Here is a 16943-nt window from a genome sequence, read left to right on the forward strand (position 1 = left end):
AAACGATAGGAAACAGAAAATGGAGGAGGTACACAATGCTGCAACGGGTATTGGGACTCCTCCTTTCAGTTATTGCCCTTTTTCATTTAGGAACGGTGGCGGCTGCAGCTTCCTTGGAGACGGAAACACCGTTTGTATTCTCGGTAGATAGGGAGTCCTACTATGGTGGGGAACGCATAGAATTGACCGTGGATACCACAACGGCCCAAAAGGACATTGCGGGCTTTTGCGTTTCCATCGCGTACGACGATACCCGCCTTTCCTTTTTGCGTGTAGAACCGTCCAGCCAGATCAAAAATAAAACCTTGCAGACAGATGGGACGAACAATCCTGTGCGTAGCACGTATGTGTGTAATGTGGATTTAGGCCATGCACCCGCTCTGTCCGGAACCATTTTAACTTATGTTTTTGAGGTGAATGAGGGGGCTCCGGCTGGCGAAACAGAATTGGAGGTCGTGGTCGATCAAGTTTGTAACTGGCAAGGGGAACAGCTGGATTCCCGTTGTGAAGGGAAGGCGCCGCTTGAAGTGCTCCCGCCAAAATCGGACAGAGCATTTTTGGAGAGTTTGGAGCCATCCTCGGGAAAGCTGTCCCCATCCTTTTCAGCCGATATCTATCATTATACCTTGGATGTCCCATATCGGGTGTCGAGCGTTACATTTGACGCGCAGGCAGGGGAGAATGGAACGGTCAGTGTCAGCCGGAAAACGCTGCAAAAAGCCGGATCAACGACTTCGATTACCATTACCGCCACTTCGGAGAATCAAAAACAGAAGACGCAATACCTTGTGGACGTCAACCGGGCCGAAGAACCGGAGGAACCCGAATGGGAAGCTTATTTGGCCGAACTGATCCCATCGGCCGGGGAGCTGCGTCCAGCCTTTTCGCCAGACGTGACCGAATATGCGTTGGATGTCGGCGCGGACGTACAGTCTTTGACCTTTCAGGCAAGGGCGGGAGAGGACGGTTCGGTCAGTGTCAGCCGGGAAAAGCTGAATCGCGCGGGGACTTCGACGGAAATCAAAATTACCGCTGTGTCATTGGACAAAAAGAACCGGCAGGTGTATACGGTTACTGTGAACCGGGCGTTGGAAGAATCCGCTTCCGCCGCATCATCCCCGTGTTTTCTCACCGCGTTACAGCCGTCCGAAGGGACTTTGGAGCCGCCATTTTCCCCGGACATTTTGGAATATACATTACCCGTGGATTCGGATGTGCAGTCCGTGACCTTTCAGGCGAACGCCTCGGAAGGGGCAACAGTTTCCATCAATCGAAAGACGCTCTATAAGGCGGGAAGCACCACGGAGATCGTTGTAACCGTACGTTCGGAGGATCGCAAAACAACAAAGCAATACACGGTGTCCGTTGTTCGTGCGGAAGAAGGCGGTTCGGCTTCGGAAAGGGCGGGGGCCGGCGGCACAGGGATGGCGGGCGGCAATTCCGGCTCGAATGTCGCTGCAAAATCGAATGATGGGGAGTCCCCGCAAAGCGGAGAAGAGCCTTATATTCCTTTCAAGGTGGGCGAAACAGAGGAAGCGGCAGAGAGCGCTGCGGAGGCTGGCGTCCCTTTGGGCCAAACGGAAGAAGGAACAAGGGAAACCGTTTTTCGAGAAAATAACCAATTTTCGGCTTTTGTGGCAGGAATGGTTGCCGCAGTTATCTGTGTTGCATTGGGGATGGGGCTGGTTTTCCTCTATGAAAAGGGGAAAACGAAAAAATTATAAAAAAGACTTGCATTTTATATGGAAGTGTAGTATAATAATTTCTGCACTCACAGAGAGGGTGCGGAAATATCGCGGAGTGGAGCAGTCCGGTAGCTCGTCGGGCTCATAACCCGAAGGTCGTAGGTTCAAATCCTGCCTCCGCAACCAGCTATATGTACGCCTACGTTAACGGTAAATGTGCCGTCTACGTGGGCGTATATTTTTGTTACCAACTGTCTGATGGTCTCACGGGGATTTTCCGAAAGATTTTCCAGCGCGTCGTTGAGCAGTTTCTCGATGCTCTCCGCGCGGACGGGCTGACGGTTGGACTCTGTGCGCCAAATGATGTCCTCCAGCTCTGATTTACGCAGGCGGAGCTTGTCCATCTCGTCTTGCAACTCCGGGTAGTTTATGCCGGACAAAATCGCCTTGGTGCCGTTGTTGATTTTTTCGATCACCGAATTAAGCTCTCGCTTTTCCGCCGAAAGATCAGGGCTTGCACTGTTTACCCGGTCGGCGATCGTTTTTGCTACCTCAGAAAAGTCCGCATCCAAGAGAAATGCTTTTAGCTGCTGGACGACAAACGTCTCGATCTCATCCGCGTTGATGTTTTTGGCTTTACAAGTACGCGTGCGGTATTTATCGCCGCAAATATAGCACCTGCTCTGATACCCTTTTGTGTTAGTGGAGCAATGACCAACGTATGTGCCTCCACAAGCCTCACACTCAATCAGCCCGGAGAGCAAATAATCTTGTTTGGCCTTGTTGCTTGCGCGTCTCTTGTTATCGTCCATCCTATTTTGCACCTCAATCCATGTTTTGCCATCAATAATCGGGGGGATAACCCCATCTATACGTATCGCGTCTGGGTTTGGGGATCCTCCGGCCCACTTGCGCATAAGCTTGCACTTGCGCCGGAACCAGGTATATGTCCCGATGTATCTCTCGTTGCGTAGGATGCTGTACAGGCTGTTTTTGCCGATGGGCTTACCTCGTTTACCCTTTACGCCTTTTACGGCCTCCAAAATCGCCGCGTAGCCTTTGCCAGCGGCGTACATAGCAAATATTTTGCGTACGACGTTTGCCTCTGCGTCGTTGATTATGTATTGACCATCCTCGATGTCATAGCCAAGAGGGGGGACGCCACCGCAAAAGAGACCCTTTTTTGCCCGCTCGGTTGTCCCGGCAATGGATTTTTTGCGCGTGTCGAGCACTTGATGCTCACCGAGGCCGACGCTGATAAGCTCGGTGAGAAAATCGGACGGGTCTGTGATGTCCCCCAAATGCTGTGTTGCAGACACCACTTGGATGCCCAACAAGGACATTTGCTTGCGGAACATAAACCAATCCGCCACATCACGGCTGCCACGGGTGATGTCGTAGACAACCACACAGTCAAATTTATGCTGCATGGCTGCCGCGACCATAGCGCGGAAACCCTCTCGGTCTGTGTTGGTGCCGGACTTTGCCTTGTCACAGTAAGACGCCACCAGGCGGATTTTATTTTTTTGGCAATACTCTTCGATTTTCGCAAACTGATACTCGATGCTATTGTCAGTTTGCCGGTCTGTGCTGTAGCGCGCATATCTCGCGCCACGAATTTCCGCCATTTTTAAACCTCCTTTGCATATTCGCCCTATCCTGTATTACTAGGATAGGGCGTTTTTGTTTTATATTGCTGATAATACCAGATATTACCAGCGGATTTTTTGTCCACTTTCCATAATTTCCAGCGTTGTTAATATATAGATTCGGCCCAGCGCGCAAGGCGGTCTATGTGAAATATATGCACAGGGCTTGCAAAACTCGAACAATTGTACTATTATAATTATGCTACTTTTAGGATTCGAGTTTGCAAGTGCGGAGAATAGGGAGGATTACATAATGTTGGACAAAATCATACAGCTTTTGAGACAAGCAACAGATTCACAATTGCGCATCATATATCAATTCATACGATCCCTTTTAGGCTGAACTGAAAAGTTCAGCCTTTTTTTATGTCCATAACCATACGTTCAAGCACTTCCCAGTCTGATTCGCTGAGTCGGGAAAGCATAGAAATGAATCTCTTTTTAAAAGTATCGGATTCCTCACTTAGCGTTTTCCCCACAAAGGCGGCGATTTCTTCGTCTCTGGACATTTCTATAAACATTGGCTCCTTACCTTCGCGGAGCCACTGCTCATTAACATTAAATTCACGGCAAATAAGAGCTATAACAGCATCTATAGGCTCGTTTCTACCGATTTCATAGGTTGCGACAGTATTTCGTTTTACACCAATTCGGTCAGCGAATTCTTTCTGCGTTAAGTCTAAAGCTTTACGCAGTTTTTTAATACGCTCGTTCAAAGGACCCTCCTCCTTTCTGCCTTTAATAATAACATTAAAAAGTCGCTATGTCAACAAAAAGTCGAAAAATCACAAAAAAGTCTTGACAAATGTGATTATACGATCTATAATAGTCTCACGATCAACAAAAGGGAGCGAGGTGAAACCACAATGACCGAAAAAGAGAAGAAAATCCTTGAAACCTTCAGACGTATTATCCCGCAGCTTGATGATCGGGGGAAGGATAGCTTTTTAGCATACGGCGAAGGGATTGCAGATGCTATCGAGCGATATGGCATAAAAGGCAACAATCCCAAAAAGAAACCCGCGTAAGGAGGTGAGAAGGATAAAAATCACATTGAAAGCTCCGCGTTGGTAAATTTGGATAAGTCACCATAGGTTGCCACGACACGCACCCCCTACATCCAAATCTTACCACCAAACACGCGGAAAGACAACAAATTTTGCAAAAAATAAAAGAAAATAGAAAAATGTGAAAATAATTGACAAAACAGGAAATTTGAAAAGAGAGGTGATCTCTGTGCCGATTAAAGGGAATATCCGCATCAGCCCAGACGCCGAACTGCTGACAGCGGATAGATTGACAAGAGCCCTATTTGGGATGCCACTTGACCAGCTTGTTAGAGACATCCGAGAAAACCGGGAGGGGAAATACGATGGTTTATACAAATCAAAAGAAGAGAGCACCAAAAAGTGCGAAGAAAAGGAGACGCTATGAACGCGTTAGAAAAGTTGTCGGAGGAATTAAGGAATATTGCTTTAAATAAAAAATAAAGATTTGATAAAAAGTCCAATGAATTGGTCGGCTGCTTGTCCATGCGCGTATTTAAGGCGATCTACCCGGTAGATTGCGTTACTGCATCATTTACCATATTGGTCTTGCAAAAATACGAGGAAGAGATTTCTAGGGCATACCCAGGGACGGAGGATATGGTTAGAACCCTGAAGGATATATACCAGGATACGAAATTCATATCATCAATAAAAGCGAGGTGAAGACGATGGACCAGAAAGAATTAGATAAAATCCTAGAGCTGCATAAGATGTGGCTTAATGGGGACGAAAATGGTAAACGTGCCGACCTGTACGGTGCCGACCTGCGCGTTGCCGACCTGCGCGGTGCCAACCTGTACGGTGCCGACCTGTACGGTGCCGACCTGCGCGGTGCCAACCTGCGCGATGCCAACCTGTACGGTGCCGACCTGCGCGATGCCAACCTGCGCGATGCCGACCTGCGCGGTGCCAACCTGCGCGGTGCCGACCTGTACGGTGCCGACCTGCGCGGTGCCAACCTGCGCGATGCCAACCTGTACGGTGCCGACCTGCGCGATGCCAACCTGCGCGATGCCGACCTGCGCGGTGCCAACCTGCGCGGTGCCGACCTGTACGGTGCCGACCTGCGCGGTGCCAACCTGCGCGTTGCCGACCTGCGCGGTGCCAACCTGTACGGTGCCGACCTGTACGGTGCCGACCTGTACGGTGCCAACCTGCGCGATGCCAACCTGCGCGGTGCCGACCTGCGCGGTGCCAACCTGTACGGTGCCGACCTGTACGGTGCCGACCTGGATTTCTCTTGCTGGCCGCTATGGTGTGGCGGGTTGGGCGTCAAAATTGACGACCGGATAGCTCGCCAACTTATATACCATGTATGTTCCGCGGTCGTATCAAGTCCGGAGATTAGCGACAGCATCAAGAGTGTAATGCTGTCACGACCGGTGCTCGACATTGCAAATAAATTCCATCGCGTGGACGAGTGCGGAGAATTAAGGAGGTGAAGAAAATGGAAAAAAAGAATAGCGATCAATCAGCGATGCGAATCCGGAGATTGGGCAGCGTAATGTTTTCTGTCGGCGCGATCGCCGCAGTGTTAACCACCCCTGCGGCCTATGCCGGCGTACTGCCCATATGGGCAGCGCTTACCTTGGCGACAGCGGAAGGGCTTATAGCCGGATGCGGATTTATCCTAAAAGAATAAAAAGGGGCGGAAAAATCGTGAGAAAGAGAGAACAACCGCTAGGAACCCGAAACATCGTTGGGACGCGCGTTAAAATGGCCCGGAAAAGCCAAAGAATGAAACAGAGAGAACTGGCGACTCAACTTAAATCGAGAGGGGTTGATATGGATCAATATGGATTGTCCAAATTGGAAGGACAAATTCGGCACGTTATGGATTATGAGCTTTCAGCTTTAGCAGATATTTTGAATGTATCTGTGGATTGGCTGTTAGGGAGAACATCGTAATGGGAACACCTGATCCATGCATTACATGTCGCCTATTTTGCAAGCACGGCTGCTTTTTGCAAAGCAATTGTGCAAGAGTACATAGGTGGCAAAAACAAATGGTAGAGCGGGAACTTAACGCCTATCAGAAAGAGGTGATCGAGAAAAATAGGCCACCACAATCTCCCAAAGCTGCTAGGAACCATTGGAAGATTGAAGGGGCATAAAGAAAGCCGCCGCCAGAGTTGAGACCCCTGACAGCGGCACAAAAGAAATAGGCCGCTTTTATTATAGAGCGGAGAAAGGAAAATGTCAAATGGCAAAAAATGAAATAAATGAAAAAAGTATTGTTGACAATGTCCAAGCCCGTGTAAATAAGCTAAAGGAAGAAGGGAGTATTAATTTTCCGCCTAATTATAGTGTAGCGAATGCTTTACGGTCTGCCTGGCTCATCATACAAGAGACAAAAGATAAGTCAGGAAGGCCAGCTTTATCTGTATGTACAAAGGATAGTGTGGCTAATGCCTTACTTTATACTGTGATACAAGGACTAAACCCGGCAAAACGGCAAATTTATTATATTGTTTACGGGAATCAGTTGACAGCACAACGATCCTATTTTGGGACAATGGCAGTCATAAGAAGAGTTCCCGGAGTGAAGGATATTATTTCGGATGTTGTCTGGAAAGGAGACGAAATAGAGACAACGAAAGATGGTGGAAGCTGGGTTATCCTCAAGCATACAAGTAATATTGATAATATTGGGGATAGCATAGAAGACATACGGGGAGCTTATTGTACGCTCATATTTGATGGAGGCGGAACATATACCGAAATTATGTCCCAAAATCAGATTAAAAGGGCATGGGAAAAAAGTAAATCAAATATGTCAGTACATAGAGATTTTCCGGATCAAATGGCAAAAAGAACGGTCATTAATCGTGCCTGCAAATTTTTTATCAATGAGTCAGATGATAGTGATCTCTTAATAGAAGCGTTTAATGCAACTGGTGAAAAGTATACGGATCCTCATTCAGAACAAGTCAAATCGGAAGCTGATCGTCTTAAAGACTTAAATAATGAAATTGCTAATAATGGAGAAAAATTAGGGTTGCCGTCAGAACGCTTAGCAATTGATTTATCTAAGCAAACTAAACAAATTCCTGTTCAGGTTATAGCATCAAGTGATAAAAAAGGAGGGGAAGAAGATGAGCAGATTTCAATTGACGGATGACAATTATTATTCCAGAGAAGCAGATATACACTATATGAGCTGTTCGCAATATCAAGCATTTCAAAAATGCGAAGCTGCTGAAATTGCCAAACTTCGGGGAATATGGGAACCAGAACTACAGTCAGATGCATTATTTCAAGGCCAATATTTTCATGCATATTTTGAAAGCCCGGAAGCATTTGAAACATTTTGTAATGAAAATTTTGACAAAATCTATAAAACAAAGACTACTAAATCAAGAGGAACAGAAGTCATAGGTAAATATGCTCCTTTTGAAAAATTAGACGAAATGATTCAGGAGGTACTTAACGATCCGCTAATGTCCCAAATAATCTCTTGGCCAGGCGAAAATGAGAAGCCTATGATCGGAGAAGTAGGTGGAATTGCATGGCGTATGAAAATGGATAAGTATTGCCCATCTGGAAGAAGAATCATTGATTATAAAACATCCGCAAACCTTAGAGAGTTATTTTATAATCCAATTACTAAAACCCGGCAGACATTTGTTGAGGAATTTGGATATTTGATGCGTGCAGCAGTTTATGGAGAGATTGAAAGGCAAAATGTTGGCGCAGATAATTTCCCCACTTTTATTATTTTAGGGGTATCTAAACAAACTCCACCAGATAAAGAAGTATTTTTGCTAAATGATGAAGCTAGATGGAATTTAGAACTAGAAAACATAAAAACGAGAATCCCTCATATCCAACGTCTAAAAAATGGAGAAGAGAATCCAAGGCGTTGTGGAGAATGTGAGTATTGCCGGAGAACGAAAAAATTACATCGCTTTAAGATGTACACGGACTTGATGACTGAGTTTAGGAATGACCCAGACAATGTGGAGTATGACGATTATGGTGGGACGTCTGTTTTTGATACACTTTAAACGAGGGGATGATGTTTGCCCATTATGCCAACAGGCTTTAGTATGGCGAAAAGTAGGAGAACGAAAATACTGCCCGTGCGATAAAGACCCTGTAATATGCATGTGGGCAAAAAACAGTCCTTTGCATGTTGTGTATCGCGGGGAAATCATTCAGGGGGTTAGGCTGTTAACAAGAGATAATGCTCACGAATTCGTTGGTAAACCTACTTTTTATGCCCTACAGCCTCATGTATTTACTTGTCAAGTAATGCATCGTTATACGGTGTTTAAGAGGAAAAATCATGGCAGAGATTGAATTTGACGCTGCAAGGTGTCAGCAAGACGAAAAAGGCGTATGGCTGTGTTTACGGGTGATTATCCCAAAAAAGGCTCGTGCGTTTTGCAATACTATGAAATCCGGGAAGGCGTACATAGCAAACATCAAACTTAAACGCAACCGAAGATCGCTTGACGCAAATGCTTATTTCTGGGTACTCTGTGACCATCTAGCGGAAGAAACAGGAATTCCCAAGGCGGATATATACCGAGAGGCTATAAGGGGCATAGGAGGCAATACAGAGTATGTTTGTGTGCCCAGTGAAGGCGCGGACAAGCTTTGCGCTGGATGGAGACGCAACGGGCTTGGGTGGATGGCAGAGACCATGCCGAGCAAAATAGAGGGATGTACAAACGTAATCCTCTATTATGGGTCGTCTACCTTTGATAGTAAGCAGATGTCCCGGCTAATTGACAACATCGTACAAGACTGCCAGGCGGTCGGAATTGAAACTAAAACTCCGGATGAACTGGCACTCCTAAAAGCGAGGTGGGAAGACGTACAAACGAACAAAAGCTCTTGATATACCTCCAAAAGTCAAGAATATAGTGTGGGAGCGAGATGGGCATTGCTGCATTTTATGTGGGTCACCATATGCGATGCCAAATGCCCATTATATCCCTAGATCACAAGGCGGTCTAGGGATTGAGGAAAATGTTGTTACCCTTTGCCTAGATTGCCATATGCGCTATGACAATGGAGCAGGGCGAGAGCGGACGAAGGCAGAAATCAAATCCTATTTAGAAGAGATATACCCTGGATGGGATGAAAGCAAACTGACTTATAAAAAATGGGGTGATTAGATGTTAAACACAGCAATTGTTATGGGACGCCTTGTGGCTGACCCAGAGTTGCGCCATACGGCCAACGATATTTCCGTGACAAGTTTCACACTCGCTGTGGACCGTTCGTATGTAAAGGCCGGTTCTGACCGGCAGACTGATTTCATCAATATTATCGCCTGGCGCGGCACAGCGGATTTCGTATGCAAATACTTCTGTAAGGGTCAGTTGGTGGCTGTGCAGGGTTCAATCCAAACCCGCACCTGCACGGATAGCCAGGGCAACAAGCGCAAGGCCTTTGAGATCGTGGCAGACAACGTCCATTTTGCGGAACCAAAGCGAGATGAGAAACCCGATGGACCTCACAAGGCCCCGGACGTTGAAAGAAAAGAATTCGAAGAGGTTCCTCCCGATGATGATCTTCCGTTTTGATCGGTGAAGCTATGAACATAGAAGATTTTATCCCAGAGGGACGGGAAGACGCTATATCCCGCGCTGATCTACATAGAATTACAGGATTGCCAGACAGGACAATTCGGTTAGAGATAAAGCGCGCAAATTTAAGACTTGAACCGCAAAACAGGGCTATATTATCATCCTCTGCGGCACGCGGATATTGGATTTCCGGTGATCGTATGGAAATGGAAGCATATCTGCGAGAATCAGAACACAGGCAGAATGTTACAGCTCAAAATGATATGCCGATATTCAGAATTGTTATGGCTATGGCTGGGGATAAAGTCATCCCAGTCAGAAGACATTTTCGAAATTTGACTCATCCCAAACGTCCAGAAAGCAAACAAATTGATGGGCAATTATCCATTGATTAAGGGGGTGAAAAAGTGGCTCGTCCAATAAAGGACGGGATAGATTATTTCCCTTTAGACGTGGATTTCTTTCAGGACGACAAAATTAGGCTTTTGAAAGCGGAGTTTGGCGCAAAGGGCATCACAATATTAGTGGCGCTCCTTTGCGACATCTACCGCACAAATGGATACTACAAAGTGTGGGACAATGATGCCTGCCTCCTTATGGCTGACGCTGTTGGTTGTGGGATCGTCCCCGAGAACATAACGCAGGTGGTGCAAGGGTGTCTGCGACGTTCCATCTTTGATGATGGGGTATTTCAGATGTTCGGCATTTTGACATCAGCGGGTATCCAACGCAGGTACATACAAGCAGTATCTACCCGCGAAGAAATACGATTTATTAAGGAGTACTGGCTACTTGATTTGGGCGATAAAAAAGACGTTCCAACCAGTACTTCTAAAAAAGTTACCTTTAAATCAGTAAATTTGAAAGAAACCACGGTTAATTTGAAAGAAACTCCCGTTAATTTGCAAAACAATCCACAAAGTAAAGTAAAGAAAAGTAAAGTAAAGAAGAGTATAGGGGAGTCCGATCCCGCAGAAGCGGAACCGGACCGGAAAAGCGTCATAGAAATCCCGTTAAATGACGGAACTACCTATCATGTCTATGAGGAGCAAATATCCGAGTGGCAAGAACTGTATCCAGGGGTAAATATAAAACAGCAGCTCCGTAACATGAAAGGTTGGTGCATATCCAATCCTACGCGGAGAAAAACGCAAAGAGGAATTCTGAGATTTATTACTGGTTGGTTAGCGAAAGAACAAGACAGATCAAATCCCACGCAGGGGAAATATGAACCTAACCTAACAGTGGTTCAGCCACCAAAAGAGATTCCAGAATTTCCTCCTCCTGAAATCGAGGAAGGAAAGGAACGACATGAAGAAGCAATGCGCAGGTTCCGCGAAGGGAAATGTGGTTGGGAGGAGTTGATACCTAAATGAGCGTAGACGCAGAAATGTCCGTGCTAGGATGCATGATGCTGGACGAAGAGTTTGCGAAAACGGCAATAGATGCACTCACTCCCGAAATGTTTACCCATAGCAAGACACAAAAAATATTTGAAGCTGCTACAAAGCAATATTGGGACGGGAATCCGATTGACGGGGTAACCCTAATAGAGATATTGCCGGAAGAAAGGGACACTCTCTTAAAGCTGGCTGATCGTGTGCCAACGACAAGACATGCGCCGGAATATTTACGGATTGTCAGAGACGAGTGGAGACAAAAAAGCATCCAGAGTGCGATTGCGGAAGTCGTATTTGATGCTCAAAACAAAACCGCAGAAGAAACCGTTGAAATTCTTCGCAACCTTGTCGAAGAGCAAGACGCAATTACAAGAGCACAAAACGATACGGGGCTTATAACGCTATCAGAAGCGATCAAAGAGTTTAAGGAGTGGTTGCATTCCCAAAAGCAGGAAACGGCTAGGACGGGATTTGGAGGGCTAGATAGAGCAATGGGAGGGCTTGTACCTGGGTCTGTGACCATAATATCGGCCCGGTCAGGTGGGGGAAAGACAGACCTTGCCCTAAACGTCGCACTCCGTATGGCGCAAAAAGGGAATAAGGTGCTCTATTGCACGATGGAGATGCCAACGACACAATTGCTACAAAGAGCAGCATCGCAATTGGCTAGGATTGAAGGTGAAAGGGTCAGAGACAGGAATTTATCCGAAGAAGAGAAAAATGACATTGACATGCTGATGGATGTTTTGGAGAAAAAGGCAAGGATTTGGTGGCAAGACGAACCGGAAATCTCTGTGGCTCGTGTCCGAAACAAAATAGAGCTTTGTAAGCCTGACGTGGTGTTTATCGATCACATAGGTCTGATGAAACGCCCAGAGTATAAAGACTCGTATAGGTCGCTCGGAAGAGTAAGCAATGCTCTAAAACAATTGGCCTTGGAAAAGAAAATCCCAATTATTGAGATCGTCCAGATGAACAGAAGCGTGGAAGGAAGAGCAAATAAACGCCCAGTACTCTCAGACCTTAGAGAAACCGGAGACCTCGAACAAGATGCGGATTATGTCCTATTTCTTTGGCCAGATGAGGAACCGCAAGAGCAAATGCACGGGAACGCCTGGAGGGATATGAATGTGAGTCTGGCGAAAAACCGCCACGGAAGAACAGGAGACTTTAAGTTCCATTGGCAGCCTCAATTTCATACATTCACGGAGGTGGAAACAAAATATGGCAATGGATGATCTAATAGCAGCAGCAAAATTGCGACAAAACGATGGAGTTCTGCGCCGCTGGTCTCATTATGAGTGCTTGAAAGATCAGCTAAGGCAAATGGACCTACTCCCTGAAGAATATCAAAACGCCACGCGAGAAATTGCGAAGGCTTTAAGACTGTGAAAGGAGACGAAGATGAATAGCCGAAATAAAGGAGCAACCGGAGAAAGGGAGCTTGCAAAGGTACTAAGAGGATATGGGTATGATTGCCGGAGAGGACAGCAATATTGTGGCGCGAATGGATACGCGGATGTTGTTGGGATGCCTGGGCTACATATTGAATGCAAACGAGTAGAACGGCTAAATCTGGATGACGCGATGGCACAAGCAAAAGCAGACGCAAGAGACGAAGAAATCCCTGTTGTAATGCACCGAAAAAACAATGGAGAATGGAGTGTAACAATCCCACTTAAGGATTTTGTCGTGATCTACCGAGAATGGGAGCGCGGAAAGGAATGAAAGGAAGATAAATGGATGACATCAAATTAGCCATGCTCAGAAACAAAGAGGCTGCCAAGCGGCTGACGGAGGCGGGGGTGCTGTTGCCGTGTCCAGGATGTGGAGAGAGCAGCGCAAAGATTTGCTATGTTTGCGGGGATCACTTTGGAATGTGCAAAACGTGTGGCTGGACGGGGCCGTTTAGAAACGCAGAATACGAAGCCCGCCTCGCCTGGAACACCCGAGCCCCGATTCTGAGCGAAAGCGAGATGGAGATGCTGGATGAACACTGATGTGATGTTTTCGAGCAAAACGGATCTGTGGGAAACGCCGCAAGAGTTTTTCGATCGGTTGAATGATGAATTTGGCTTTGACCTTGATGTATGTGCCCTGCCAGAGAACGCAAAATGTGCGTCCTACTATACCCCGGATCAAGATGGGTTGTCTCAACCGTGGGATGGCGTTTGCTGGTGTAATCCGCCGTATGGGCGTGACATCGGAAAATGGGTGCAAAAAGCATATGAAGAGAACAAAAAAGAAAATAACTTCATCGTAATGCTCTTACTGGCACGAACTGATACGAAATGGTTCCACGATTACATATACGGAAAAGCAGAAATCCGCTTTGTAAAGGGCAGGCTAAAATTTGGCGAAAGTAAAAACAGCGCGCCGTTCCCGTCAATGGTGGTTGTGTTTCGGCCTAAGATGGAGATGCTGGAGGGGTTGGAATGACCTTATACGACATTTTGCGTGCTACAAAATACTGGCAGAAGTTTTGTTGCTACGTAACAAACTCCTATGACCAAAATGTCCCCATAGGATTTGGAACACGTAGGGAACTCCTCGACGAGGAGCAGAACGACGAACTCTTTGATTACCTGATGTGCAATGTAGATAGTATCACCGTTACAAAAGATAAGGCGTTGCTGGTTCGAGTACGGGACGAGCATTACAACCAACCGTTGGAAGAGCAGTATGAATGCACAGGGGGATGGAAGGTATCAGACCCGAAAACCCGCCCGTTCAAATTCAGCACAGAAATGGAGGACTGGAATTTCCGTGGCTAACAGAGGCGATGTAATCAGCGTAGACAGGTTATGGGATGTGTTTGACGTTGAGCGCGAAAAGGCGTGGGACGGCGTAGATGCCCCGGTAGGCTCCCCGGAATGGAATATTGCCGCCGGGAAGATTTATGTAATTAACAATATCTGTAATGCGGTACACAATATGAACGCAGAACCGAGATCGAGCGCAGACCAGGCAGAAAAGCCCGTTTGGAAGGAAACATCCAGCGTTGTACATACTGACTATGCGGATGGTTCTGCGGAAACGAAGACCGTAAAGCACGCGGCATGGCGATGCCCGGTGTGCGGCTGGTTCGTAGGCGAACAGGTTGATGTGTTCGGTAGGAAGCACAACCAGATGAAGAAGAACTTCTGCGACAGGTGTGGGCAGAGGATTGATTGGGAAAGCGTGGAAAAGGAGGAACCGTAATGACGCTGGAAGAAGCGATAATGGCAAATTACAGCCAAAAGGCCAAAAAAATTAAAACGCCGTTTGCAAAGATGATTGTTGAGGGGAATCAAGAAAAGCCATACTTTTCGATTCTATACTTTGACCCTATTGACAAGGATTTTTATGTTGGATACAGCTCATACTGTTTGGATTATGTGTCCAACTGGCTAAATGAAGAATTTGAGATCGTAGAAGATGAAAACTTTATCATCGCCGCCCTCCGCCCCGTCAGCCGGGAGCAGGTGGAGAAGGTGTGGAGGGGTGAGTGGGTAAAGCGTCATAAGCACCGTGGGGGCTTTCGACGCGTTAAGGGCTTTGATGACATGGGCGAACAGCACGAGGTCACGATTGACGAGAGGTGCGAGTATGACGACCTTTACTGTTCAAAGTGTGGCAAGCAAAGCCCGGATAACTTCTTGAATTTTTGCGGTTACTGCGGCGCGCCAGTGACGGACGAGGCCGTGGAGATGGTGATGGAGAGATTGGAGGAGCTGAAAAATGAAATTGGGTGATTATCAGTTGTGCCACAATGGATGTCAATTTTCGTGGTATGACAATGATGAACTAGTTGCTATGGTTGAGCTGAAAGAAGAAAATGGTATAAAATGGATATGCGGTGTCTATGTATCTCCGTCATATAGACATCATGGAATAGGAATGCAACTGCTACAATTTTCGACCATTTTGGGTGGCGAAAAATTGCGTGTTTCTAAGTCAAACGAAGCAGCAAAAACACTTTACAAAAAGTTCGGATTTCACGTTTTTGATGAAGATAAAGAATATCTTTTTATGAGATTGGAGGCGCTGAAAGATGGCAGTACGCCCGATTGACGCAAACGAGCTGTATCGAATTGAAAAGCTGCTTGATACAGATATTGTCAGGCAAGACAAAGTGGCGCTCAATTTGTTGGAGCAAGTGCTCTACGACATCCAACATGTGCCCACCCTCACCCCGCCGAACGAGCCGTCGTTGCTTGAGTTTGATGTGGTGGACACAACAACCGGAAAATATCCAGACTGGGAACGTATTGCCAGAGAGGAATCCTGGGCAAAAGGCCTCGTTTACTGCGACATGGACGGCATTGCAATTCGAGAGGATGGATCTTTGATTCTGCTCGATGAATGTGGAAATTGTGTGTCGTGCCCGCCTGATAGGTTTGAGATTCGCCGCTGCCCGCCGGAGGGAGAAGTCAATGCTTGAAATTTGTCCAATGACGCTCAAAGAGGCCAACGCCTTTGTGGAGCAGCACCACCGGCATCACAAGCCGGTTGCCGGGCAGAAGTTCTCGATAGGCTGCACTGACGGGGAGAAGATCGTGGGCGTTGCCATCGTAGGACGCCCGGTATCACGCTACCTGGACGACGGCTGGACCTTGGAGGTCAACCGCCTTTGTACTGACGGAAGCCACAACGCCTGCTCCATGCTGTATGCCGCCGCATGGAGAGCGACTAGGGCAATGGGATATCACAAACTCATCACCTACATACTCGACACGGAGAGCGGCACAAGCCTTAAAGCCGCTGGATGGAAATGCGTTGGACAGGCTGGTGGGCTACGATGGACAGGGAAGCGTCGGCCAGAAGTCGATTTGTGTCCAGCCCAGATGAAGATTAAATTTGAAATAGACGACGGAAAGCGCCCGCCGGAGGGAGAGGAGAATCGTAATGTCTGAGTTTTTACGATGCCGTGACTGCAAGCACGACAAAGGAAAGTGCGTCGGTTCATCCAGACGGGGGAGTCATAAAAACTGTTTTGAACCGCGAGAGATGACCAACGCCGACCGCATCCGAGCCATGAGCGATGAGGAGCTGGAAAATTTTTTAGACACCATATATGATTTCTTTGAGGACGGCGGTGGAAAAATCGTTGACGGCAATGTGATTTATCCGGGCAATATGTTGGACTGGCTCCAGCGGCCAGCGGAGGAGGACACCTGATGGACATTGAGAAGCTGATTGAGCAGTTGCGCACTGAAAGTCTATATGCCGACAAGGCAAGTCTGGAAATCATGGATTTGTGCATGGAAGCCGCCACCGTCCTCTCCACGCTCCAGGCTGAAAACGAGAAGATGCAAAAGCAGCTCAACGAATTTTCCGAGTTCCTTTGCCACATGACCGGCAACCTGCTCAGCAAAACTAACTACACGGCACAGGCAATGATAAGCGCGGCGGAGAACTACCAGCAGCGTGTATGCGATAACGACTGCGACCTCCGTGCCGACCTCGCCCGCGTGACGGCGGAGAGGGATGCGGCAATCTCTGACCTGACCTATATTGCCCGAACATACCCGGTTGATTTATGCGATGACCTTGTATGTCAATATTGCAAGCATTATCCGAACGTTAATACCGGATGCCCGGGATGGACAGATAATGATTGTTTTGAGTGGCGCGGCAT

28 protein-coding genes and 1 tRNA gene are annotated in these 16943 nt (G+C 47.1%); 27 read left to right on the forward strand and 2 right to left on the reverse strand.

Features of this window, described 5'->3' with window-relative positions; genetic code table 11:
* The first annotated feature begins 35 nt into the window (after positions 1-35).
* Positions 36-1724 carry a cadherin-like beta sandwich domain-containing protein gene (locus B5F54_RS04220; RefSeq protein ID WP_087230928.1) on the forward strand — a complete coding sequence of 563 codons (1689 nt, stop codon included), beginning with the start codon at positions 36-38 and terminating at the stop codon, positions 1722-1724.
* 70 nt (positions 1725-1794) lie between these two features.
* Positions 1795-1871: transfer RNA gene (locus B5F54_RS04225), tRNA-Met, on the forward strand.
* Here the strand turns inward: B5F54_RS04225 and B5F54_RS04230 are convergent.
* Positions 1850-3313: a recombinase family protein gene (locus tag B5F54_RS04230; protein ID WP_087230931.1), complete on the reverse strand. Its 1464-nt coding sequence runs from the start codon at positions 3311-3313 to the stop codon at positions 1850-1852. The two genes, B5F54_RS04225 and B5F54_RS04230, sit on opposite strands and share 22 nt — an antisense overlap.
* A 374-nt stretch (positions 3314-3687) precedes the next feature.
* Positions 3688-4050 carry a helix-turn-helix domain-containing protein gene (locus B5F54_RS04235; protein ID WP_087230934.1) on the reverse strand — a complete coding sequence of 121 codons (363 nt, stop codon included), beginning with the start codon at positions 4048-4050 and terminating at the stop codon, positions 3688-3690.
* Between the two features lie 150 nt (positions 4051-4200).
* Between B5F54_RS04235 and B5F54_RS17525 the strand changes: the two genes are divergently transcribed.
* From B5F54_RS17525 to B5F54_RS04345, 25 genes are all read left to right on the forward strand, one after another.
* Positions 4201-4362: a hypothetical protein gene (locus B5F54_RS17525; RefSeq protein ID WP_172749563.1), complete on the forward strand. Its 162-nt coding sequence runs from the start codon at positions 4201-4203 to the stop codon at positions 4360-4362.
* A 160-nt stretch (positions 4363-4522) separates the two neighbouring features.
* Positions 4523-4768: a hypothetical protein gene (locus B5F54_RS04240; protein WP_087230937.1), complete on the forward strand. Its 246-nt coding sequence runs from the start codon at positions 4523-4525 to the stop codon at positions 4766-4768.
* A gap of 283 nt (positions 4769-5051) precedes the next feature.
* A complete protein-coding gene (locus B5F54_RS18240) occupies positions 5052-5825 on the forward strand; it encodes a pentapeptide repeat-containing protein (protein ID WP_207651948.1) in 774 nt (257 codons plus the stop codon).
* A 5-nt stretch (positions 5826-5830) separates the two neighbouring features.
* Positions 5831-6025, forward strand: coding sequence for a hypothetical protein (locus B5F54_RS04250; RefSeq protein WP_087230940.1), 195 nt, complete (start codon positions 5831-5833; stop codon positions 6023-6025).
* 17 nt (positions 6026-6042) lie between these two features.
* Entirely contained in the window at positions 6043-6291 is a 249-nt protein-coding gene (locus B5F54_RS04255; RefSeq protein WP_087230943.1) for a helix-turn-helix domain-containing protein, read from the forward strand.
* A gap of 295 nt (positions 6292-6586) precedes the next feature.
* Positions 6587-7504 carry a RecT family recombinase gene (locus B5F54_RS04260; RefSeq protein ID WP_087230946.1) on the forward strand — a complete coding sequence of 306 codons (918 nt, stop codon included), beginning with the start codon at positions 6587-6589 and terminating at the stop codon, positions 7502-7504.
* Entirely contained in the window at positions 7479-8390 is a 912-nt protein-coding gene (locus B5F54_RS04265; RefSeq protein ID WP_087230949.1) for a PD-(D/E)XK nuclease-like domain-containing protein, read from the forward strand. The genes B5F54_RS04260 and B5F54_RS04265 overlap by 26 nt, the downstream gene beginning before the upstream one ends.
* 281 nt (positions 8391-8671) lie before the next feature.
* On the forward strand, positions 8672-9229 hold the full coding sequence (locus B5F54_RS04270; protein ID WP_087230952.1) for a hypothetical protein: 558 nt from the start codon (positions 8672-8674) through the stop codon (positions 9227-9229).
* 25 nt (positions 9230-9254) lie between these two features.
* Positions 9255-9509, forward strand: a complete 255-nt coding sequence (locus B5F54_RS18380) for an HNH endonuclease (protein WP_442856102.1) — start codon at positions 9255-9257, stop codon at positions 9507-9509.
* The gene (locus tag B5F54_RS04280; RefSeq protein WP_087230958.1) at positions 9510-9920 is read left to right on the forward strand and encodes a single-stranded DNA-binding protein; all 411 of its coding nucleotides are present in this window, start codon (positions 9510-9512) and stop codon (positions 9918-9920) included. It abuts the gene before it with no gap.
* Positions 9917-10318 (forward strand): hypothetical protein, encoded by a 402-nt coding sequence (locus B5F54_RS04285; RefSeq protein WP_087230961.1) that lies wholly within the window; start codon positions 9917-9919, stop codon positions 10316-10318. Before B5F54_RS04280 ends, B5F54_RS04285 begins: the two co-directional genes overlap by 4 nt.
* Before the next feature lie 12 nt (positions 10319-10330).
* Positions 10331-11299 carry a DUF4373 domain-containing protein gene (locus tag B5F54_RS04290; RefSeq protein WP_087230964.1) on the forward strand — a complete coding sequence of 323 codons (969 nt, stop codon included), beginning with the start codon at positions 10331-10333 and terminating at the stop codon, positions 11297-11299.
* Entirely contained in the window at positions 11296-12561 is a 1266-nt protein-coding gene (locus B5F54_RS04295; RefSeq protein WP_087230967.1) for a replicative DNA helicase, read from the forward strand. The genes B5F54_RS04290 and B5F54_RS04295 overlap by 4 nt, the downstream gene beginning before the upstream one ends.
* Complete coding sequence (locus B5F54_RS17530) at positions 12548-12715, forward strand: hypothetical protein (RefSeq protein WP_172749564.1); 168 nt, start codon at positions 12548-12550, stop codon at positions 12713-12715. Before B5F54_RS04295 ends, B5F54_RS17530 begins: the two co-directional genes overlap by 14 nt.
* 12 nt (positions 12716-12727) lie before the next feature.
* On the forward strand, positions 12728-13051 hold the full coding sequence (locus tag B5F54_RS04300) for a putative PDDEXK endonuclease (protein WP_087230970.1): 324 nt from the start codon (positions 12728-12730) through the stop codon (positions 13049-13051).
* An 11-nt stretch (positions 13052-13062) separates the two neighbouring features.
* Positions 13063-13323 (forward strand): hypothetical protein, encoded by a 261-nt coding sequence (locus B5F54_RS04305; protein WP_087230973.1) that lies wholly within the window; start codon positions 13063-13065, stop codon positions 13321-13323.
* Positions 13313-13762 (forward strand): DNA N-6-adenine-methyltransferase, encoded by a 450-nt coding sequence (locus tag B5F54_RS04310; RefSeq protein ID WP_087230977.1) that lies wholly within the window; start codon positions 13313-13315, stop codon positions 13760-13762. The genes B5F54_RS04305 and B5F54_RS04310 overlap by 11 nt, the downstream gene beginning before the upstream one ends.
* Positions 13759-14097, forward strand: a complete 339-nt coding sequence (locus B5F54_RS04315) for a hypothetical protein (protein WP_087230980.1) — start codon at positions 13759-13761, stop codon at positions 14095-14097. Before B5F54_RS04310 ends, B5F54_RS04315 begins: the two co-directional genes overlap by 4 nt.
* Positions 14090-14524, forward strand: a complete 435-nt coding sequence (locus tag B5F54_RS04320) for a hypothetical protein (RefSeq protein ID WP_087230983.1) — start codon at positions 14090-14092, stop codon at positions 14522-14524. Before B5F54_RS04315 ends, B5F54_RS04320 begins: the two co-directional genes overlap by 8 nt.
* Positions 14524-15057 (forward strand): zinc ribbon domain-containing protein, encoded by a 534-nt coding sequence (locus tag B5F54_RS04325; protein WP_087230986.1) that lies wholly within the window; start codon positions 14524-14526, stop codon positions 15055-15057. Before B5F54_RS04320 ends, B5F54_RS04325 begins: the two co-directional genes overlap by 1 nt.
* Positions 15044-15376: a GNAT family N-acetyltransferase gene (locus B5F54_RS04330; RefSeq protein ID WP_087230988.1), complete on the forward strand. Its 333-nt coding sequence runs from the start codon at positions 15044-15046 to the stop codon at positions 15374-15376. Before B5F54_RS04325 ends, B5F54_RS04330 begins: the two co-directional genes overlap by 14 nt.
* Entirely contained in the window at positions 15357-15746 is a 390-nt protein-coding gene (locus B5F54_RS04335; RefSeq protein ID WP_087230991.1) for a hypothetical protein, read from the forward strand. The genes B5F54_RS04330 and B5F54_RS04335 overlap by 20 nt, the downstream gene beginning before the upstream one ends.
* The gene (locus B5F54_RS04340; protein ID WP_087230994.1) at positions 15739-16218 is read left to right on the forward strand and encodes an XF1762 family protein; all 480 of its coding nucleotides are present in this window, start codon (positions 15739-15741) and stop codon (positions 16216-16218) included. Before B5F54_RS04335 ends, B5F54_RS04340 begins: the two co-directional genes overlap by 8 nt.
* Entirely contained in the window at positions 16211-16483 is a 273-nt protein-coding gene (locus B5F54_RS17255; protein WP_140400322.1) for a hypothetical protein, read from the forward strand. Before B5F54_RS04340 ends, B5F54_RS17255 begins: the two co-directional genes overlap by 8 nt.
* Positions 16483-16943 (forward strand): hypothetical protein (locus B5F54_RS04345; RefSeq protein ID WP_140400323.1); only part of this gene is annotated, 461 nt, incomplete at its 3' end. The genes B5F54_RS17255 and B5F54_RS04345, both read left to right, overlap by 1 nt.

The organism is Anaeromassilibacillus sp. An250 (genome assembly GCF_002159845.1).
Lineage (GTDB): Bacteria > Bacillota > Clostridia > Oscillospirales > Acutalibacteraceae > Anaeromassilibacillus > Anaeromassilibacillus stercoravium.